General features: G+C 38.9%; 16 protein-coding genes and 1 tRNA gene. 14 read left to right on the forward strand and 3 right to left on the reverse strand.

What is annotated here, in order from left to right:
• Window positions 1-112: 112 nt before the first annotated feature.
• From ACFIO5_RS06025 to ACFIO5_RS06080, 12 genes are all read left to right on the forward strand, one after another.
• Window positions 113-188 (forward strand) — tRNA-Trp (locus ACFIO5_RS06025).
• A gap of 196 nt (window positions 189-384) precedes the next feature.
• Window positions 385-597 carry a preprotein translocase subunit SecE gene (gene secE, locus ACFIO5_RS06030; RefSeq protein WP_273790652.1) on the forward strand — a complete coding sequence of 71 codons (213 nt, stop codon included), beginning with the start codon at window positions 385-387 and terminating at the stop codon, window positions 595-597.
• A 20-nt stretch (window positions 598-617) separates the two neighbouring features.
• Complete coding sequence (nusG, locus tag ACFIO5_RS06035) at window positions 618-1,148, forward strand: transcription termination/antitermination protein NusG (protein WP_375632755.1); 531 nt, start codon at window positions 618-620, stop codon at window positions 1,146-1,148.
• A gap of 150 nt (window positions 1,149-1,298) precedes the next feature.
• Complete coding sequence (gene rplK, locus ACFIO5_RS06040) at window positions 1,299-1,727, forward strand: 50S ribosomal protein L11 (protein WP_273723157.1); 429 nt, start codon at window positions 1,299-1,301, stop codon at window positions 1,725-1,727.
• Between the two features lie 4 nt (window positions 1,728-1,731).
• On the forward strand, window positions 1,732-2,436 hold the full coding sequence (gene rplA / locus ACFIO5_RS06045) for a 50S ribosomal protein L1 (RefSeq protein ID WP_375613460.1): 705 nt from the start codon (window positions 1,732-1,734) through the stop codon (window positions 2,434-2,436).
• A 355-nt stretch (window positions 2,437-2,791) separates the two neighbouring features.
• Window positions 2,792-3,310: a 50S ribosomal protein L10 gene (rplJ, locus tag ACFIO5_RS06050; RefSeq protein WP_012755027.1), complete on the forward strand. Its 519-nt coding sequence runs from the start codon at window positions 2,792-2,794 to the stop codon at window positions 3,308-3,310.
• Between the two features lie 101 nt (window positions 3,311-3,411).
• Window positions 3,412-3,783 (forward strand): 50S ribosomal protein L7/L12, encoded by a 372-nt coding sequence (rplL, locus tag ACFIO5_RS06055; protein ID WP_273790654.1) that lies wholly within the window; start codon window positions 3,412-3,414, stop codon window positions 3,781-3,783.
• Window positions 3,784-4,073: 290 nt separating this feature from the next.
• Entirely contained in the window at window positions 4,074-8,222 is a 4,149-nt protein-coding gene (gene rpoB, locus ACFIO5_RS06060; protein WP_375632759.1) for a DNA-directed RNA polymerase subunit beta, read from the forward strand.
• A 171-nt stretch (window positions 8,223-8,393) separates the two neighbouring features.
• Window positions 8,394-12,605, forward strand: a complete 4,212-nt coding sequence (gene rpoC / locus ACFIO5_RS06065) for a DNA-directed RNA polymerase subunit beta' (protein ID WP_375632761.1) — start codon at window positions 8,394-8,396, stop codon at window positions 12,603-12,605.
• Between the two features lie 716 nt (window positions 12,606-13,321).
• Entirely contained in the window at window positions 13,322-13,525 is a 204-nt protein-coding gene (locus tag ACFIO5_RS06070; protein ID WP_375618381.1) for a hypothetical protein, read from the forward strand.
• A 205-nt stretch (window positions 13,526-13,730) separates the two neighbouring features.
• Window positions 13,731-14,420, forward strand: a complete 690-nt coding sequence (locus ACFIO5_RS06075) for a nitroreductase (RefSeq protein WP_375618388.1) — start codon at window positions 13,731-13,733, stop codon at window positions 14,418-14,420.
• A 340-nt stretch (window positions 14,421-14,760) separates the two neighbouring features.
• The gene (locus ACFIO5_RS06080) at window positions 14,761-16,152 is read left to right on the forward strand and encodes an L-serine ammonia-lyase (RefSeq protein WP_375632764.1); all 1,392 of its coding nucleotides are present in this window, start codon (window positions 14,761-14,763) and stop codon (window positions 16,150-16,152) included.
• 406 nt (window positions 16,153-16,558) lie between these two features.
• Here the strand turns inward: ACFIO5_RS06080 and ACFIO5_RS06085 are convergent, their stop codons facing one another.
• The gene (locus tag ACFIO5_RS06085; protein WP_375618379.1) at window positions 16,559-16,837 is read right to left on the reverse strand and encodes a hypothetical protein; all 279 of its coding nucleotides are present in this window, start codon (window positions 16,835-16,837) and stop codon (window positions 16,559-16,561) included.
• A gap of 32 nt (window positions 16,838-16,869) precedes the next feature.
• Window positions 16,870-18,219, reverse strand: a complete 1,350-nt coding sequence (locus tag ACFIO5_RS06090; protein ID WP_375632766.1) for a D-alanyl-D-alanine carboxypeptidase — start codon at window positions 18,217-18,219, stop codon at window positions 16,870-16,872.
• A gap of 235 nt (window positions 18,220-18,454) precedes the next feature.
• On the opposite strand from ACFIO5_RS06090, the gene clpS reads away from it, so the two are divergent.
• Window positions 18,455-18,826 carry an ATP-dependent Clp protease adapter ClpS gene (gene clpS, locus ACFIO5_RS06095; protein WP_273790742.1) on the forward strand — a complete coding sequence of 124 codons (372 nt, stop codon included), beginning with the start codon at window positions 18,455-18,457 and terminating at the stop codon, window positions 18,824-18,826.
• A 6-nt stretch (window positions 18,827-18,832) separates the two neighbouring features.
• The gene (clpA, locus tag ACFIO5_RS06100; RefSeq protein ID WP_375632768.1) at window positions 18,833-21,184 is read left to right on the forward strand and encodes an ATP-dependent Clp protease ATP-binding subunit ClpA; all 2,352 of its coding nucleotides are present in this window, start codon (window positions 18,833-18,835) and stop codon (window positions 21,182-21,184) included.
• 7 nt (window positions 21,185-21,191) lie between these two features.
• Here the strand turns inward: clpA and ACFIO5_RS06105 are convergent, their stop codons facing one another.
• Window positions 21,192-21,614: an HIT family protein gene (locus tag ACFIO5_RS06105; RefSeq protein WP_375632769.1), complete on the reverse strand. Its 423-nt coding sequence runs from the start codon at window positions 21,612-21,614 to the stop codon at window positions 21,192-21,194.
• Between the last annotated feature and the right edge of the window lie 116 nt (window positions 21,615-21,730).

Raw genomic sequence — 21,730 nt, forward strand, 5'->3', positions numbered from 1 at the left:
GTTTTGCTATTCGTGAAGGTGGTCGTACTGTTGGTGCCGGTATCGTCTCTAAGATCATTGAATAAATAATGCTTGTTAAAGGGGTGTTAAAAGTGTTTTAGTTTTGAGAGTTAGGGGTATAGCTCAGTTGGTAGAGCGGCGGTCTCCAAAACCGCAGGTCGCGGGTTCAAGTCCTGCTGCCCCTGCCAAAGGGGGTACATATAAGGGAGTGGATTTTGCTGCCTTTTTCGCTTTTTTTGATATGGGGCTTGTTTTTTTGTGTGTGAAACGGTATTGAATAGAAAGTAAGGAAATTGCATAAGTCTGAAAGTTGGCTTTTGCATTTTTTTCCTGTTTATTTTATTCTATAAAACACAATAGGACTAGAGAGAGTATAGTGTGACGATGGCATCTAAAACCAATCCGATTACCTTTTTGAAGCAGGTTTATGCAGAAACAATTAAAGTGAAATGGCCTACACGTCGTGAGACGGTTATTTCTACTATTATGGTTTTGTTGGTAACTGCATTGGCTTCAGCTTTCTTTTTTATTGTGGATCAGGTTATGCATTTTGGTGTTTGGCGGGTTATTGATCTTCTGAAATATCTTTTTAGTTGAGAATGTAAGGAAGTGTGACTGTGGCAGCTCGTTGGTATATTGTTCAGGCATATTCAAACTTTGAAAAGAAAGTAGCGGAAGCTATTGATAAGGAGGCAAAGCAAAAGGGACTTGATCATCTTTTTGAAAAGATTTTTGTTCCAACAGAGCGTGTTGTAGAGGTTCGTCGTGGACGCAAAGTTGATACTGAGCGAAAATTTTTTCCTGGTTATGTTCTTGTTCGTGCTGAGTTAACAGATGAAGTTTATCATCTTATTAAGAATACGCCTAAAGTGACAGGTTTTTTAGGATCAGATGCGCGTCCTGTTCCCATTTCTGATCGAGAGGTTGAGCAAATTCTCAAACAAGTTCAGGAAAGGGTTGAGTCTCCAAAGTCTTCTGTATTGTTTGAGGTTGGAGAGCAAGTTCGCGTTGCTGATGGTCCTTTTGTTTCGTTTAATGGAATTGTTCAAGAGGTTGAAGAAGAGCGCTCTCGTCTTAAGGTTGAAGTGCTTATTTTTGGGCGTCCTACGCCTGTTGATTTGGAATTTAGTCAGGTTGAAAAACTCTGATTAAACTTAGAGTAGTTTTAATTACTTTAAGGAAGGAGTGGGAGGTGATTTATAGCTTTTGTCGGCTTAATGATCCGAACCACGTGACTGCAAGCGGGTAACGGGCAAGATGAATTGTCAGTATACCAGTAAAATTAAAGGCAGATTGTTATGGCAAAAAAAAGTATAGGTCAGCTTAAGTTGCAGGTCCCTGCAGGAGCTGCTACTCCATCTCCACCGATTGGTCCAGCTCTTGGGCAGCGTGGTATTAATATCATGGAATTTTGTAAGGCGTTTAATGCAGCGACACAAGAAATGGAAAAGGGGGCACCGATTCCAGTTGTTATTACGTATTACCAAGATAAATCTTTCACATTTTCTCTCAAGACGCCTCCTGTATCATTCTTTTTAAAGAAGGAAGCAAACCTGAAATCTGGCTCAAAAGAGCCTGGTAAAGTGTCTGTAGGAAGCATTTCTCGCGATAAAATTCGTTCGATTGCGGAATCAAAGATGAAAGATCTTAATGCGAATGACATTGAGGCAGCAATGCGTATGGTTGAAGGTTCTGCTCGCTCGATGGGCTTGGAAGTGGTGGGCTAATATTATGGCAAAAGTAGCAAAAAGAATAAAAAATATCCGAAAAGATATTGATTTTAATGAACTTTACGCTTTAAAAGATGCCGTTTCAATGGTTAAGGAGCGTGCTGTTGCTAAGTTTGATGAAACAATCGAAATTTCAATGAACTTGGGTGTTGATCCTCGTCATGCTGATCAAATGGTTCGAGGCGTTGCTCATTTGCCTAATGGAACAGGGAGAAATATTCGTGTTGCCGTTTTTGCTCGTGGGGATAAGGCTGAGGAAGCTAAGGCGGCAGGAGCTGATATTGTGGGTGCCGAAGATTTATTTGAAAGCGTTAATAGAGGGACTATAGATTTTGATCGTTGTATTGCAACGCCAGACATGATGCCTCTTGTTGGTCGTCTTGGTAAGATTCTTGGTCCACGGAGTTTGATGCCGAATCCGAAAGTTGGTACTGTAACACTTGATGTCGCCGGTGCTGTCAAAGCTTCTAAAGGTGGTGCTGTTGAGTTTCGTGTGGAAAAAGCTGGTATTGTGCATGCTGGTATTGGTAAGGCTTCTTTTGGTGTTGAAAAAATCGTAGAAAATATAAAAGCCTTTGCAAGTGCAGTTATTAAAGCCAAACCACAAGGTGCAAAAGGTGAGTATATTAAGCGCGTTGCTGTTTCGTCGACTATGGGAATTGGTGTTAAAGTTGATCCAGCAACGGTTCGTTCAGAGCTAGTATAAGCTGATTTATAATTTTGTTTTGGGGTATGGGAATATCAAAATTGTATTTAAAATGCTGATTTTGATCAGCTCGCTATCTAAGCTTTATAGGGCTTAGGTTGTACCGGGAGAAATTCCGGAATATCCTGTCCGAGATTGTAGGTGATGCTTTTAAGTATCTTAATCAAAAAAAACCTGCATGAGACTGGGGTAAAAACTGAGAGTTAAAAGACTTAAAGGGTTTGAGCCAAGGTTGCCTTTGAACGCTGTGCGTGAAAAAGGGGACAGGATCCTCATCGGTGACATGAAGTGTTTTATGTTATCAAAGGTAACCAACAGGTTTGTTTTAAGCAAATCTGTTAAATGGAGAGAGACAGTGAATAGAGCGGAAAAACGCGAATTTGTTACATGGCTTAACGAGGCTTTTCGGAAGTCTGGTTCTGTTGTTGTTGCACATTATTCCGGTCTGACAGTTTCACAGATGAATGATTTGCGTTCGAAAATGGGTGAAGCTGGCGGTGCCGTTAAGGTCGCCAAAAACCGTCTTGCTAAAATCGCTCTTCAGGGCACGGAATCTGAATCGATAGTGGGTTTGTTTACTGGACAAACACTTATTGCTTATTCAGAAGATCCAATCACAGCACCGAAAGTTGCTGTTGATTTTGCGAAAAGCAATGACAAATTTGTCATACTTGGCGGTTCAATGGGTGCAACAAGTTTAACTGTAGATGCTGTGAAGTCATTGGCTTCATTGCCTTCATTAAACGAGTTGCGTGCAAAACTTGTGGGTATGATTTCTACCCCTGCGACCCGTATTGCACAGGTTGTTAATGCCCCTGCTGGTCAGGTTGCACGTGTCATTGGAGCATATGCTCAGGAGGATAAGGCGGCTTAAGGCTGTTTGTATTCACGTTTATGGAAGAGCTTTAATGCTTTTCTGTTTTTTTGAATAAGATTTAATAATGGTTAAAATCTTTTAATTGAAGGAATTTAAAAATGGCTGATCTAGAGAAGATCGTAGAAGACCTTTCTAATCTAACCCTTTTGGAAGCCGCTGAGCTTTCTAAGTTACTTGAAGAAAAGTGGGGAGTTTCGGCTGCTGCTCCTGTAGCTGTCGCTGCTGTTGCTGGTGCTGCTGCTCCAGCTGCTGAAGAAAAAACAGAATTTGATGTTATTCTTGTTGAAGGTGGCGCACAAAAAATTAATGTTATTAAGGAAGTTCGTGCTCTTACTGGACTTGGTCTTAAAGAAGCTAAAGATCTGGTTGAAGGTGCACCTAAGCCTATTAAAGAGGCTGCTTCTAAAGAAGAAGCAGAAAAAATTAAATCTCAACTTGAAGCTGCCGGTGCTAAGGTGGAACTTAAGTAAATTTAATTTTATCGGCGGGCATTTATGTTCGCCGATTTTCTTTCTCTTAATACAAAGAGGGAAAATAATGAGTAAAAAACCTTTTCCCAATGGTTTCGTAACAGGAATGGGATAGGTTTGGATTACTTACCCCTTCATCATAGAGTCAAAGAGATAAATGGCTTATGTTGGTGGGGAAAGTTAATGATGCTCATTATTGAGTGTCAAGTGAACTGGTCTGCATATGCAGGTTAATGGTATAAGGCTTTCAAGGTTGGTCTACCTTGAAGAGTAAAGATCAAGGAGCGACGATGGCTCAGACTCACGCAATGATGTCTCAATTCAATGGTCGTAAGCGCGTACGGAAATTTTTTGGTAAGATTCCTGAAGTAGCAGAAATGCCGAATCTTATTGAGGTTCAAAAAGCCTCATACGATCAATTTCTCATGGTTGAGGAACCGAAAGGTGGACGACCAGATGAAGGTTTGCAAGCTGTTTTTAAATCGGTTTTTCCTATTTCAGATTTTTCCGGTACAGCTATGCTTGAGTTTGTAGGTTATGAATTTGATTTACCAAAATTTGATGTTGAAGAGTGCCGTCAACGTGATTTAACTTATGCTGCCCCATTAAAGGTCATATTGCGTTTGATTGTTTTTGATGTTGATGAGGATACTGGCTCCAAAGATATCAAAGACATTAAAGAGCAAGGCGTTTATATGGGTGATATGCCTTTAATGACGACGAATGGTACCTTTATTGTTAATGGTACGGAGCGTGTTATTGTTTCTCAGATGCATCGTTCTCCTGGTGTCTTTTTTGACCATGATAAAGGAAAGTCCCATTCATCAGGAAAGCTTCTTTTTGCTGCTCGTGTTATTCCGTATCGAGGTTCTTGGCTTGATATTGAGTTTGATGCTAAGGACATCATTTATGCGCGTATTGATCGACGGCGCAAGATTCCTGTTACTAGTCTTTTGATGGCATTAGGTATGGATGCGTCGGATATTTTATCGACGTTTTATGATAAAGTGACTTATGAGCGTGATGGAGAAGGATGGCGAGTTCCTTATTCTGTGGATCGCTTTAAAGGAATGAAGCTCATTTCTGACCTTATAGATGCAGATAGTGGTGAAGTCGTTGCGGAGGCTGGTAAAAAATTAACAGTTCGTACTGCGAAGTCTTTGGTAGAAAAAGGACTTAAAGCGGTTAAAGTTAGTGAAGATGATTTATTAGGTTGTTATCTAGCCGAAGATATCGTCAATTACGAAACAGGTGAAATCTACCTTGAAGCTGGTGATGAAATTGACGAAAAAGTATTAAAAATTCTGCTCGATGTTAGTGCTGATCAAGTCAATATTCTTGATATTGATCACATGAATATTGGCGCTTACATCCGCAATACTTTGAAGGTGGATAAAAATGAAAGTCGGCAGGATGCGTTATTTGATATTTACCGGGTGATGCGTCCAGGTGAACCTCCAACAATCGATACAGCAGAAGCAATGTTCCATTCATTGTTTTTTGATCCAGAGCGTTATGATCTTTCAGCTGTCGGGCGTGTTAAGATGAATTTACGTATGGATCTTGATTGTCCAGACACAGTTCGTATTTTACGCCAAGAGGATATTCTTGCTGTTGTTAAGATGTTGGTTGAATTGCGTGATGGACGTGGTGAAATTGATGATATTGATAATCTTGGCAACCGTCGCGTTCGTTCCGTTGGGGAGTTGATGGAAAATCAATATCGCATTGGTCTTCTTCGTATGGAGCGTGCGATAAAAGAGCGTATGTCATCGGTTGAAATTGATACAGTTATGCCACAGGATTTAATCAATGCAAAGCCTGCGGCAGCAGCGGTCCGTGAATTTTTTGGGTCTTCACAATTGTCGCAGTTTATGGATCAAACCAATCCATTGTCAGAAATTACCCATAAGCGCCGTCTTTCTGCTCTTGGTCCAGGTGGTTTGACTCGTGAACGTGCGGGTTTTGAAGTCCGTGACGTACATCCTACGCATTATGGTCGTATTTGTCCGATTGAAACACCAGAAGGCCCCAATATTGGTCTGATTAACTCCTTAGCAACATTTGCGCGAGTTAACAAATATGGCTTTATTGAAAGCCCATATCGAAAAATTATTGATGGGAAAGTCACAAAAGAAGTTATTTATCTTTCAGCGATGGAAGAAGCAAAGCATTATGTCGCTCAGGCTAATTCTTCATTAGATAACGAAGGTCGTTTTATAGAAGAGTTTGTTGTTTGCCGTCATGCTGGTGAAGTTTTAATGGCGCCGCGTGATCATGTTGATTTGATGGATGTTTCACCAAAACAGTTGGTTTCAGTTGCAGCAGCGCTTATTCCTTTTTTGGAAAATGATGATGCGAATCGTGCGCTTATGGGATCGAACATGCAGCGTCAAGCAGTTCCTCTTGTACGCGCTGAAGCGCCATTTGTTGGGACGGGAATGGAATCTATTGTTGCGCGCGATTCAGGAGCTGCTGTAAGTGCAAAACGTAGTGGTGTTGTTGATCAAGTCGATGCTACCCGTATTGTTATCCGTGCAACAGAAGATTTAGATCCTTCAAAATCAGGCGTTGATATTTACCGCTTACAGAAATTTCAGCGTTCTAATCAGTCCACTTGTATTAATCAGCGTCCTCTTGTACATGTCGGTGATAGGGTAGAGAAAGGTGATATCATTGCAGATGGTCCATCCACGGATCTTGGTGATTTGGCTCTTGGGCGGAATGTTCTCGTAGCCTTTATGCCTTGGAATGGATACAATTATGAAGATTCTATTTTGTTATCCGAGCGCATTGTTGCTGATGATGTGTTTACTTCAATTCATATTGAGGAATTTGAAGTTGCGGCACGCGATACAAAACTTGGACCTGAGGAAATTACGCGCGACATTCCTAATGTTGCGGAAGAAGCGTTAAGAAATCTTGATGAAGCTGGCATTATTTATATTGGTGCTGAAGTTCAACCAGGTGATATTTTAGTTGGAAAGATTACCCCGAAAGGTGAAAGTCCCATGACGCCGGAAGAAAAGCTTCTGCGTGCAATTTTTGGGGAAAAGGCATCCGATGTTCGTGATACTTCTATGCGTATGCCTCCTGGGACTTTTGGTACTGTTGTTGAAGTTCGCGTTTTTAATCGCCATGGCGTGGAAAAAGATGAACGTGCGATGGCAATTGAGCGTGAAGAAATTGAGCGTTTAGCAAAAGACCGTGATGATGAACAGTCTATTCTTGATCGCAATGTTTATGCGCGCCTCACCGATATGTTGACAGGTAAAGTTGCTGTAGAAGGTCCGAAAGGCTTTTCGGGCAGCAAAAAGCTTGATAGTACAGTAATGGGGCATTATCCACGATCCCAGTGGTGGCAATTTGCTGTTGAGGATGAAAAGCTTCAAAATGAAATTGAAGCTTTGCGCAAGCAATATGATGAATCAAAAGAAGCATTACAACGTCGCTTTATGGATAAGGTTGAAAAGGTCCAAAGAGGTGATGAAATGCCTCCTGGTGTCATGAAAATGGTGAAGGTTTTTGTGGCTGTGAAGCGCAAAATCCAACCAGGTGACAAGATGGCGGGACGTCACGGGAATAAGGGTGTTGTTTCACGTATTCTTCCCGTAGAAGATATGCCATTTCTTGAAGATGGGACCCATGCTGATATCGTCTTGAATCCGCTTGGTGTGCCTAGTCGTATGAATGTTGGACAAATTCTTGAAACGCATCTTGGTTGGGCATGTGCGGGGATGGGCAAGAAGATTGGTGCTTTGTTAGAGTTATATCAAGAGACTGGGGATATATTGCCGTTGCGTCAGCGTATTGAAAATCTTATGCCTGATGATAATCATAATGAACCAGTTCGTCAGTATGATAATGAAAGCCTTTACAAATTGGCATTGCAGATGAAGAAAGGGGTTTCAATTGCAACGCCTGTTTTTGATGGAGCACATGAGTCTGATATTAACATGATGCTGGAAGACGCAGGCTTAGATAGTTCAGGGCAGGTTACGCTTTATGATGGTCGTACTGGGGAGCCTTTTGATCGTCCAGTAACGGTGGGATATATTTACATGTTGAAATTGCATCACCTTGTTGATGATAAGATTCATGCACGTTCTATTGGTCCCTATTCACTTGTTACGCAGCAGCCATTAGGAGGTAAGGCACAATTTGGTGGTCAGCGTTTTGGTGAAATGGAGGTTTGGGCACTTGAAGCTTATGGTGCTGCATACACTTTGCAGGAGATGCTAACAGTAAAATCAGATGATGTGGCTGGTCGAACAAAAGTCTATGAGGCAATTGTGCGTGGTGATGATACATTTGAGGCAGGTATACCCGAAAGCTTTAATGTGTTGGTAAAAGAAATGCGCTCACTTGCTCTTAATGTGGAGCTTGATGATGCGCGTGAACTTATTGCACAGCGGGCATTGTCTGATACGGCAGAATAATAATTCAAGGAGCGCACTAGAAAAAGGTGCGCTCTTATTACTTTAAGAGGCTCAATAACCTTATTAAGGCTATACAGGTCATTTTTAAAAGTAAATGTCTTTTAAAGAAGATCTGTTATAAAATAGATGAGATATTACAACAGGTTCTAAGAATCTTTGAAGGAGAACAGCATGAACCACGAGGTCATGAATCTTTTCAATCCTCAAGCGCCAGCGCAGACATTTGACTCTATTCGTATTTCTATTGCGAGTCCTGAGAAAATTTTGTCCTGGTCGTATGGTGAGATTAAGAAGCCTGAGACGATTAATTATCGGACTTTTAAACCAGAGCGTGATGGTCTTTTTTGTGCACGTATATTTGGCCCTATTAAGGACTATGAATGTCTATGTGGCAAATATAAACGCATGAAGTATAAGGGTATTATTTGTGAAAAATGTGGTGTAGAGGTTACTCTTTCCCGCGTACGTCGTGAGCGTATGGGGCATATTGAACTTGCGGCACCCGTTGCGCATATATGGTTTCTTAAATCATTACCAGGTCGTATTTCTACACTTTTAGATTTAACTTTAAAAGATATTGAACGGGTTCTTTATTTTGAGAATTATATTGTAACCGAACCAGGATTGACGTCTCTTAAGCTCCATCAGCTTCTTTCTGAAGAAGAATATATGCTTGCTATTGATGAATTTGGAGAAGATCAGTTTACAGCTATGATTGGCGCTGAAGCTATTTACGAGCTTTTAGCTAGTATGGAGTTAGATAAAATCGCTAATGATTTGCGTCTTGAATTAGCTGAAACAACTTCAGAGTTAAAGCAGAAAAAATTGATTAAACGACTTAAAATCGTTGAAAATTTTCTTGAATCTGGAAATAAGCCAGAGTGGATGATTATGAAAACAATTCCGGTTATTCCACCGGATTTGCGTCCATTGGTTCCGCTTGATGGTGGGCGTTTTGCGACATCAGATCTGAATGATCTTTATCGGCGTGTTATTAATCGTAATAACCGCTTGAAACGGCTGATTGAATTGCGTGCTCCTGGAATTATCGTACGCAATGAAAAGCGTATGGTACAAGAAGCTGTTGATGCATTGTTTGATAATGGACGGCGTGGGCGTGTGATTACTGGAGCCAATAAACGTCCTCTTAAGTCTTTATCAGATATGTTGAAGGGCAAGCAAGGACGTTTTCGTCAGAACTTACTTGGGAAGCGTGTTGATTACTCGGGGCGTTCTGTTATCGTGACGGGTCCTGAATTAAAATTGCATCAATGTGGTCTTCCCAAAAAAATGGCTCTTGAATTATTTAAGCCTTTTATTTATGCGCGGCTTGATGCAAAAGGCTATTCATCAACGGTAAAGCAGGCAAAGAAGCTTGTTGAAAAAGAACATCCAGAAGTTTGGGATATCTTGGATGAGGTTATTCGTGAACACCCTGTTTTACTCAACCGTGCGCCAACATTGCACCGTTTGGGGATTCAGGCTTTTGAACCTATCTTAATTGAAGGCAAAGCTATTCAACTTCATCCACTGGTGTGTACTGCTTTTAATGCAGATTTTGATGGTGATCAGATGGCGGTTCACGTGCCGCTTTCTCTTGAAGCACAGCTTGAAGCCCGTGTTTTGATGATGTCCACCAATAATATTCTTCATCCGGCCAATGGTGCTCCCATTATTGTTCCCTCACAGGATATGGTTCTTGGTCTTTATTATCTTTCAATTGTTTCTGAAAAAGAACCAGGTGAAGGAATGGCCTTTTCTGATATAGGTGAGCTTCATTATGCCTTGGAAAATAAGGTTATAACGCTTCATACGAAGATTAAAGGCCGTGTTAAGAATATGGGGAAGGATGGAAAAGAAGTCTCTAAACTTTATGATACGACACCTGGTCGTTTGATTATCGGTGAGCTTTTGCCAAGAAGTGCGGATATCTCATTTGATATTGTCAATCAAGAGATGACGAAAAAGAACATTTCTAAAATGATTGATCATGTTTATCGGCACTGTGGACAAAAAGAGACGGTTATTTTTTGTGACCGTATTATGCAGCTTGGCTTTTCTTATGCTTGTCGTGCAGGAATTTCATTCGGTAAGGACGATATGGTTATTCCTGATAGTAAGTCGCGTTTAGTCGCAGAAACAGAAGCTTTGGCTAAGGAGTACGAACAGCAATATAATGATGGTTTGATTACACAAGGTGAAAAATACAATAAGGTTGTAGATGCTTGGGGTAAATGTACAGATCGCGTTGCAGATGAAATGATGAAACGTATTCAAGCCGTCGATTTTGATCCTAAAACAGGTCGTCAACGGCCGATGAACTCTATCTATATGATGTCGCACTCTGGTGCTCGTGGTTCTGCTAACCAGATGAGACAATTGGCCGGTATGCGTGGATTAATGGCAAAACCATCGGGTGAAATTATTGAAACACCCATTATTTCCAATTTTAAAGAAGGTCTAACTGTTAATGAATACTTCAATTCCACGCATGGTGCACGTAAAGGACTTGCTGATACTGCGTTAAAGACGGCGAACTCTGGTTATTTAACACGGCGTCTTGTTGATGTTGCACAGGATGCTATTATTTCAGCAGTTGATTGTGGTACCGCAAAAGGGCTTACCATGCAGCCGATTGTTGATGCAGGACAAATTGTTGCCTCCCTTGGGCAAAGAATTCTTGGTCGTACAGCGCTTGTTGATATTCTACATCCTGTCTCTGGAGAGGTTATCCTTGAAGGTGGAGCAATGATTGAGGAAGCTGATGTCGCGAAGATTGAAGCAGCTGGAATTCAATCTGTTCAAATTCGTTCTGCATTAACATGTGAAACACGTCTTGGTGTTTGTGCAAAATGCTATGGTCGTGATTTGGCGCGTGGAACACCTGTTAATCAGGGAGAAGCCGTTGGTGTTATTGCTGCTCAATCCATTGGTGAGCCGGGAACACAGCTTACTATGCGTACTTTCCACTTAGGAGGAACTGCGCAGGTTGTTGATTCATCGTATTTAGAGGCATCTTATGAAGGTAAGGTGGAGATTCGTAATCGTAATGTGGTTCGTAACTCTGAAGGCCATTTGGTTGTTATGGGGCGTAATATGGCTATCCTTATCAAGGATGAGTTAGGAAAAGAGCGCGTTGTACATCGTGTTAGCTATGGTGCTCATATTTTTGTTGATGATGGTGATGTGGTTAAACGTGGCCAACGTATAGCAGAATGGGATCCTTATACACGTCCAATTTTAACGGAAGTTGAAGGCTATGTGGGTTTTGAAGATATGATTGATGGTTTATCTGTCACTGAAACAGCTGATGAATCTACGGGTATTACGAAGCGTTTGGTGATTGATTGGCGCGCTAATCCACGTGGTGCGGATCTTAAACCAGCTATTATTATTCACACGGATAAAGAAGGTGAATCCATTGCTAAATTGTATAAGGGAGGTGAAGCCCGTTATATGATGTCAGTGGAAACTATTCTTTCTGTTGAGCTTGGTGCTCATGTTAAGGCTGGTGATGTTATTGCTCGTTTGCCAATGGAAAGTGCCAAGACGAAAGATATTACGGGTGGTCTTCCTCGTGTGGCTGAGCTTTTTGAAGCGCGTCGTCCAAAGGATCATGCGATTATTGCTGAAGTTAGTGGCACGATTCGATTCGGCCGTGGTTATAAGAATAAACGTCGTATCATTATTGAACCAAATGATGAAACTCTTGAGGCAGTAGAATACTTGATTCCAAAAGGTAAGTTGTTCCATTTCCAAGAAGGCGATCAAATTGAAAAGGGAGATTATATCCTTGATGGTAATCCAGCACCTCATGACATCTTGGCGATTAAGGGGGTTGAAGCTTTGGCATCTTATCTTGTTAATGAGATTCAGGAGGTTTATCGTTTGCAGGGAGTTCTTATTAATGATAAGCACATTGAAGTGATTGTTCGTCAAATGTTGCAAAAAGTTGAAATTACAGAATCTGGAGATTCTGGTTATATTCCAGGTGATAATGTTGATCGTATTGAACTTGATGAAATCAATGATAATTTGATTGCAGAAGGGAAGAAACCTGCATCTGGTAATCCCATTCTTCTTGGAATTACAAAAGCTTCTCTTCAAACGCCTTCTTTCATTTCGGCGGCATCGTTTCAGGAAACAACACGTGTTCTTACTGAAGCAGCAGTTTCTGGTAAAATTGATACTTTGCAAGGACTTAAAGAGAACGTTATTGTCGGTCGTCTTATTCCAGCAGGTACGGGTGGTACAATTTCTCAAATCCGTCGTATTGCTGCAGTTCGTGATGATTTGATTGTAGATGAGCAGCGTAAGTCTAGTAATAACGAAGTGGCTAAGGCTATGTTGACAAATATGACAACCGGGGCCGTTGCTGAATAATTTAAATACAACACCACATAATATAAAAACGTCTGAATAGAAAGTTCAGACGTTTTTTATTTCGAAATGCAGAAGTTGTATATTTTCTTGAAAAATATCAAAAATTATAAGGCGATAGTTATTTTAAACATCTTTAGTAGCTTATTGTTTTGTAATGATGCTTATCTTTCTTGTTGTTTCATTTTAAAGTTTCTTAATTTCTGCAGGCAGTATAGAAAGTTTTTTCCCAAATATGTGAAACTCAAAAATCATATTCAAGGAAAAGAGTTGATTATTTACAAATCAAATAATGATTGATTTTAAACTTTAGGAAAATTTTTAATTGATATCTTCTATAGAGATTTAAAAGGATTTATAATGAAAGATCAATAGTCTTTCTGTAATCTAAAAATAATTGATTTTCTACTATACAATGTTTATGAATGTATTTTCTTCTAAATTAAAATGCAGAAAAGTAGAGATTAAGGTGCTCACTAAGTTTTATAAAAAATAGACATATTTCTTATAACAATGTGATCTATGCAGACAGAATAATAAAATGTACGAATATTATTCAATTGGAAAATTAACACGTGAGTTTTCAATAATAGCTCGAACTTTGCTATGAAGAAGAGGGACTTCTTATCCCTTTTCGGTGTGGAAGTACACGGCTTTATACATAAACGGATCGTCATAAGTTAAAACAAATCCTGTATGCTAACAGAGTAAAATTTTCGTTGTCTGAAATATCTGATATGTTGACAATGGTTGGAAAACCACCTGATGATGAGAAAAAGCTTAAGAAATTAATTGCAGGAATTCATAAAAAACGAACTGATTTAAAGCAGATGCAGCATGATGTTGATGATCTTCTACAGGATTTAGAACGAATTGAAGAGAGTTTTTTTGAGAGCTTAGCGGAGTTGGGGGTTAGTCATTGATTATAAATTTATTTTGTCTTCTTTTAGACAAATTTCTTTCTCTTAAAAGAGATAGATTATACTATCTCTAAGGGGAATATTTACCACTGCGTGAAATGTGTAAGTCATTTAAAGAAATAGAGTGTTTGAAAAAGCTGCAAAGGTATTTTCGCAGTATATTATCCTTGATAAGAAAAAACTATTTTTCATAAAGAAAGTAAAAACAATGACAGTTTCTCCTATGAGTGTTTTTCAATCTATTTTGTCACGAAAGTCAATTCGCGCTTTTACTGATCAGCCAGTTAGTTTGGAAACAATCAAAGAAATCTTAAAACTTGCAGCACGTGCACCATCTGGAACAAATATTCAGCCATGGCAAGTAATTGTGCTTACAGGAAGTGTATTACAGAAAGTAGGGCAAGAGCTTTCACAACTTGTGCTTTCAGGTGTAAAAGGAGAGCGTGAATATAGTTATTATCCACGTCAGTGGCGTGAGCCTTATATTTCAAGGCGTCGAAAAGTTGGTTTGGATCTTTATCAGAGTCTTGGAATTCAAAAAGATGATGAAGAAAAAGTACTTCATCAAAAGGCGCGAAATTTTTTATTTTTTGATGCACCTGTAGGACTCTTATTTACAATGGATCACGACATGGAAATGGGGAGTTGGCTTGATTTGGGTATGTTTATGCAGACCATTATGTTAGCTGCACGTGGATTTGGATTAGATACCTGTCCTCAAGCTGCTTTTGCTGATTATCATAAACAGATTCGTACGCTTTTATCTATTCCTTCTGATCGCCATATTATCTGTGGTATGGCACTTGGTTATCGCGATATGAGTGCTCCAGAAAACAATTTTGAGACAGAACGAGAATCGTTAGAAAAATTTGTACGTTTCATTGAAACATATCCATAAAATATTTTATAAAATTAAGCATACGTTTTGAAGAACTTAGTGCATTATGAAAAATATTTCCGATAAGATTTCTCATCCTTATTGAATTTTAATATTGCATATTAACACTTATTTTACTACGCTTCAAACATTAGGAGTTGTGACTCTAGGGGCATTGTCCGTTTTAAAGGTTGGCTAATGGAAAACACTATAGAAAGAAAGTGTTGGGTGGTAGCAAGACGAGCGACATTCGTGTTTATTGTTGTCATTTTTTTAGTTTATCTCGCAATTTGATTTTAAACGGAAGAAACGTTATGAAAAAGCATATATGCTCAAGCTGTACTATAGTTTAAGGTGATACGTGTTTCTATCTGTTTTTGAACTTTTTAAAATTGGGATTGGTCCTTCTAGCTCACATACGATGGGACCAATGACAGCTGCTAATATGTTTTTGCAAAAGATAGGAGATTTTTCTCAGTCGTCTGATGTTCAAGTTTCTCGTATACGTGTTTATCTTTATGGTTCTTTAGCTTTCACGGGTATTGGTCATGCAACAGATAGAGCTATCATATTAGGACTTTTAGGAGAAAAAGCTTCTACTGTTGATCCTGATAGCATGGGGTTTCTGTTAGAAAAAGTTATACGTGAAAAAAAAGTGCAACCAGTAGGTCATCCCGCTTATCAGTTTGATGTGCAACGTGATCTTATTTTTGAACGAAAGCAAATCCTCCCTGGACATACAAATGGACTAGCCTTTGAAGGACTTGATACTGATGGGAATGTTCTGTTGCGGCAGATTTATTATTCTATCGGTGGTGGCTTTGTTGTGACTGAGGATGAATTAAGCCATATGAATGATAATATACAACCAGAAGCATTTGAGGTACCATATCCATTCGATTCTGCTTGTACAATGTTATCAATGGCAGAAAAATCAGGACTTTCAATTGCTGAAATGAAGCGCTTAAATGAAGAAACAAAGATAGAGCGTTCTTCTCTTGATGTAGGGCTTGATGAAATTTTTTCAGCGATGACAAATTGCATTGATAGAGGTCTTTCACAAGAAGGTGAGTTGCCTGGTGGATTGCGTGTTCTAAGGCGCGCTAAAAAGCTGCATGAAACGCTTTTGGAAAAACAAAAGAAAAATTACAATTATCCACTTTGGGCAAATGATTGGCTTTCGGTATATGCTATAGCCGTCAATGAGGAAAATGCAGCAGGTGGTCGTGTTGTTACAGCACCAACAAATGGAGCAGCCGGTGTCGTCCCAGCCGTTTTGCGTTATTATCTTCAATTTAATGATGATTCAGATCGAGAGGGAATACATAATTTTCTATTAACGGCAGCAGCTATAGGCGGTGTTATCAAACATAATGCCTCTATTTCTGGTGCAGAAGTTGGGTGTCAAGGTGAAGTTGGAACGGCATCTTCAATGGCCGCAGCAGGGTTGACCGCAGCGTTAGGTGGAACACCAGCTCAAATTGAAAATGCGGCAGAAATTGCGCTTGAACATCACTTGGGAATGACATGTGATCCTGTTGCAGGTCTTGTACAAGTTCCTTGTATTGAGCGTAATGCAATGGGAGCTGTTAAGGCGGTAACGGCTTCTTCTCTTGCATTATATGGTAATGGAGATCATTTTGTTTCTCTTGATGCTTGTATAGAAACAATGCGCCAGACTGGTCATGATATGAGTGAACGCTATAAAGAGACAAGTAAAGGTGGTCTTGCAGTCAATGTGATATCTTGTTAAGAGCTGGAACATTTTTCAATCCATAACTGGACTTTTGGGAGAGAGATCGTATTTTCTGATAAAGCTTATGTTTTTTCAGCGTTTATGTTGTATGGGGAGCGTTATTAAGAGGGACTTTCTTTATTGAACTTTTACAATAATCCCATCAAATGATAAGCTTTCATCTAATGAAGCTATTCATTTTTTCCAGAAAGATATCAAGGATAATTTTTTATATTAAATCCAAAAGTGGAAAAATATTGGGTATTTTTATGTCCTTAACAATGTTTTTATTGAAAGCTTGGAGATATTGGATAGTTGGAAAAGCTGTCAGAAAAATTCAACAATTTAAGAAAAAAGTATGTTTATCAAAGGGTTTTCTAAGGCTGTAGATAATGGTTAATAATAAAATAATTTTTTAGAGAAATTAAATATTTGTTGCTCCTAAACGGATTTTAATAGGCACATTACCAGTTTGGCTCGCAACGCGTAAATGAATGCGTACAGGAGGCATTATGAGACGACGGTTGCGTATTGTTTGGCAAATGAGAAGGTGAACAAGAGATTGTGTATCTAATGCAGTCGAATTATATTTTAAACCAGTAAGTTTTGCGGCAGCATCGTGAAGAGAACGCAATGAAAGGAGGGATGATTGCTTCAATAAAATTTCTTTTTTATGGAATGAAGCAAAAGCATTATCTGTCATAATACTATCCTTAACGCAGAATTCAAAATTTTTTAGTAGGCTACAGTATAGCAGTTAAAATTTGCTTTCTTTAATGTAGAGCAAGCATCAAATGCAGCTTTTTTTGATTGAAACCCTGTAAAGCGCGCTCGGTAATAACGCCGCCCATTTTTTTCAAACAGTTGCATGTGTGAAGATGCGTGTTTTAAAATAGAAAAAGCTATATTTTTTGCTTTTAAAAGTAGAGTTTTTGCTTGTTCTTCACTAGGAAGAGAACCAATTTGGATAGCCCATCCGGCATTTTCGGACAAAGAGACTGTTACAATTTTATGAGTCTCAGCCGGTATAGTTTTTTGAGGATTCGGTATTGGTATAATTACCTTATTTACAGCCGTTATTGCGATATTGGAGTTTTTAGGTTGTTCTGCAAATGCTGTCAACATAGTCGAAATTTCATCGTCAAAATTACTTGAATCAGCTTTAATGGTCGGTATAGGAGTATTGGCGCCAGTCGGTAAGTGATAGCGTACAGAAGCCATTAAACGTTCACCACTTTTCATTTGGCTTGCTTTGGGCAAATATTGTTTCAATAGGCTAGCCATATGCTCGTCACGCGCAGTAGATGATTTACCTCCCATAACAACAGCGACAACAGAGCGCCCCTCAAGACGCATCGAAGTTGCTAAATTAGAACCTGACATTTGTGTGTAGCCTGTTTTAATTCCATCGACACCTTTCATTATTTTAACAAGTTTATTGTGGCTGTTAATTTTATGTCCACGGAAATTAAAACTTTTTGTTTTGAACAATTTATATTGTTTGGGAAAATGTTTACGTAAAGCTAATGACAAAGTCGCTATATCTCGTGCTGTAGAATAATTGTGCACATCCGGAAGTCCTGAAGCATTTGCAAAATGTGTATGTTTCATGCCAAGTTTACGAGCTTTTATTGTCATCATTTGAGCGAATTTTTTTTCACTACCTCCAAGATATTCTGCAATGGCAGCAGCAACATCATTTGCGGATCTTGTAATGAGTGCTTTAGCTGCTGATTCTGCAGAAATTGTTTGGCCTGCTTTAAATCCAATTTTTGTTGGTGGACGCATTGCTGCATAATGAGAAACAGGAATTGGTGTATTTGGTGTCACACGACGCATCTGCATAGCTTCAAAGAGTAAGTACAATGTCATCATTTTTGTTAAAGAAGCAGGATAACGTTTCAGTGTTGCATTGGCTTGAAATAGAGTTTTTCCCGTAGTAGCATCTATAACAATAGCCGCATACTTATCAGGATAGGCGCCTTGAGGTGTGGCTGATGCCCAACAGTAAGAAAAAGCTAACATAACAAAAGAAATTGCTATTGTTTTACAGTAGCGCATAATTTTTTGATAATTAATATACACTTGCAGTATCCTATTTCTCCATTTATCCTGAAAAACTTCTATAAAGCTTCCTTTTCTGTAATTTGTTGATGCAGTTTAGGCGAATGGTATTACTAATTTGTTTACAGAAGTTATTTTATGAGTGAGTGATTGAAGTCTAACCATAGAGGGAGATTTTTTTCTAATACAAACAGGTATTGCAATAGTTATGAAAGAATTTAAAATTAATAAAAAATGTGTTGCATGGAAAACGATAATGGGACAGACGCTCATAATAAACTCTATAGCTCATATTATGCATAATGAAAAGGGCAAGAATTGGGATGAAGGTAGGCATGGTGCGGTTATAATGCCTAAGGCTAGAGAAAAACTCGAAAAACCTAAATTATGTCGAGTTTTTTTGCTTAATGATGATTACACACCTATGGATTTTGTTGTTTTCGTTTTGAAGAACTTTTTTAAAAAAAGTTTCGAAGAGGCAACGCGGATAATGTTAAATGTTCATCACAATGGGATAGGAGAATGTGGGACTTATACTTATGAAGTCGCTGAAATGAAAATATTACAAGTGAGGGAATGTGCGCGTCAAAATGAACATCCGTTACAATGTGTAATGGAATGGAAGTGAGGAGCTATGCCATCTTTTACACCTAGTCTTGAAGAGGTTTTGCATCGTGCATTAACAATTGCTACTCAAGCACGGCATGAATATGCAACACTAGAGCATCTTCTACTTGCGCTGTTAGATGATGCCGATGCAAATTCCGTTATTCAGGCTTGCCAAGTAGATGTGGAGGAATTGCGAGAGCGCTTAACCAATTATCTTCGCTCAGAGTTAGATGAACAGATTAGAGCTGATGAGGATACAAAGCCTACAGCTTTTTTCCAGCGTGTTATCCAACGTGCGGTGATTCATGCACAATCAGCTGGAAAAGATGAAGTATCGGGGGCAAATGTTCTTGTTGCAATTTTTTCTGAACGTGAAAGCCATGCAGCATATTTTCTTCAAGAGATGGGAATGACACGCTATGATGCTGTACGTTTTATTTCACAGGGTGTCACGCGTGATGATGGGTTATCCATGTTACTTGAAGGACTTGAAGAGCAATTAGATCAGCAGATTTCGGATAATGGTGAAAGAGGAACAAGTGCTTTAACGAATTATTGTGTTGATCTCAATTGTAAAGCACGTAATGGAAAAATTGATTTATTAATTGGCCGTGAAATAGAAATTTCACGCATGATTCAGATTTTATGTCGAAGGTCAAAAAACAATCCGCTTTTGGTTGGTGATCCTGGAGTAGGGAAAACAGCTATAATTGAGGGATTGGCAAAGCGCATTGTTGATGGGCAAGTGCCTGAAGTTTTATCAAATGCAACAATATTTTCTCTTGATATGGGGGGACTTGTTGCAGGTACACGTTATCGCGGTGATTTTGAAGAACGCTTAAAGCAAGTTATTAAAGAGTTTGAGCTGTATCCAGATGCTATTTTATTTATTGATGAAATCCATACCTTAATTGGAGCAGGAGCAACATTAGGGGGAAATATGGATGCAGCAAATCTTTTGAAACCTGTGTTATCTTCTGGAACTATGCGATGTATTGGTTCGACGACTTACAGAGAATATCGCAAATTCTTTGAACAAGATCGTGCTTTAGAGCGTCGTTTTCAGAAGATTGATATTAATGAACCTTCTGTTACAGATGCGATTAAAATTTTGCAGGGGATGAAGCCTTACTTTGAAGATTTTCATCAGATTAAATATACAGATCAGGCGATGAAGGCATCTGTAGAATTATCTTCACGTTATATAATTGACCGTAGGTTACCTGACAAAGCAATTGATATTATTGATGAAAGTGGCGCAGCGCAAAAGCTTTTGCCACAAAAACAACGCAAGAAGAGTATAGGTGTTAAAGAAATTGAAGCGACTGTTGCTACAATTGCAAGAATTCCACCAAAAACAGTTTCCCGGAATGATCAGAAGATACTGAGTAAGCTTGAAAGAGAACTCAAACATGTTGTTTATGGTCAAGATCAGGCAATTTCCGTCTTAGTTTCATCCATAAAATTGGCGCGAGCAGGTTTACGCGAACCGGATAAACCAATAGGAAGTTATTTATTTTCAGGACCAACAGGTGTAGGAAAAACTGAAGTTGCAAAACAGCTTGCATCATCTTTAGGCATTGAATTATTGCGTTTTGATATGTCAGAATATATGGAACGGCATACGATAGCACGTTTAATCGGAGCACCTCCAGGTTATATAGGGTTTGATCAAGGAGGTCTCCTTACAGATGCCGTTGATCAGAAACCTCACGCAGTTCTATTGCTAGATGAGATTGAGAAAGCGCACCCAGAGTTATTTAATATTTTATTGCAGGTAATGGATTATGGTAGATTAACAGACCATAATGGTAAGAAAATTGATTTCCGCAATGTTATTTTGATTATGACAACCAATGCTGGTGCTTCAGATATGGCAAAATCAGCTATTGGATTTGGGAAAGTACATCGTGATGGTGAGGATATAGAAGCAATCAATCGGTTATTTACACCAGAATTTCGTAATCGGTTAGATGCAATTATTCCGTTTGCACCTTTATCTCATTTAATCATCAATCAGATAGTGCAAAAATTTATTTTTCAGCTTGAAGCACAATTAGCTGATCGGGGAATTTGTTTTGAATTAAGCCCTTCTGCAACTTTATGGCTTTCTAATAAAGGATATGATTCTCAGATGGGAGCACGCCCATTAGGGCGTGTTATACAAGAATATATTAAAAAGCCATTAGCTGATGAAATTTTATTTGGAAAGTTACGCAATGGCGGTACCGTTCGCGTATTGACACAAAAATCAAATGGTAAAAAAGAAAGCTTACAGTTAGAAATTTCATCTTCCGATATATCTGTAAGTTCAAAGAAAAGTAAAATGGAAAACTTTACAAAAAAAACGTGTAGGAAAAAAAGCACAACAACTTAAGAGTGTGTTATAAAGCTGCACGGATTTTTTTTGCATTCTCTTCAAGTATTTCTGGAGGCGTTACCATATCATTATGAGGGGTAAGCTCTATTCCCTCCATACGTGGTATAATATGAAAATGAAGGTGATAGACGGTTTGTTGACTAGCTGCTTCATTAAATTGCATGACAGTTATGCCATCTGCTTGAAAGGCTTTTTTGACAGCATTTGCAATTTTTTGAACAGCTTTAATAACAGGAAATAATGTTTCAGGATCTGCATCAAGTAAGTTTCTAGAGCCTTTTTTAGGAATGACCAGCGTATGACCTTGTGCCTGTGGCATGATATCCATAAATCCAATAACATCATCATCTTCGTAGACACGAACAGAAGGGATTTCATTGCGAATCAATTTAGCAAAAATATTGTTATTGTCATAAGCTTGTTTCATACAAATATTTCCTTTTATCGTAAGTTTAAGATTCTAATTTAAAAACGAAAAAATGCAAGGTTTATCAGAGTGTAAGACAAAGAAGTATTTTGACTTCAGTTATATTTAGGATAATG

The sequence above is a fragment of the Bartonella sp. AA86SXKL genome (assembly GCF_042196885.1).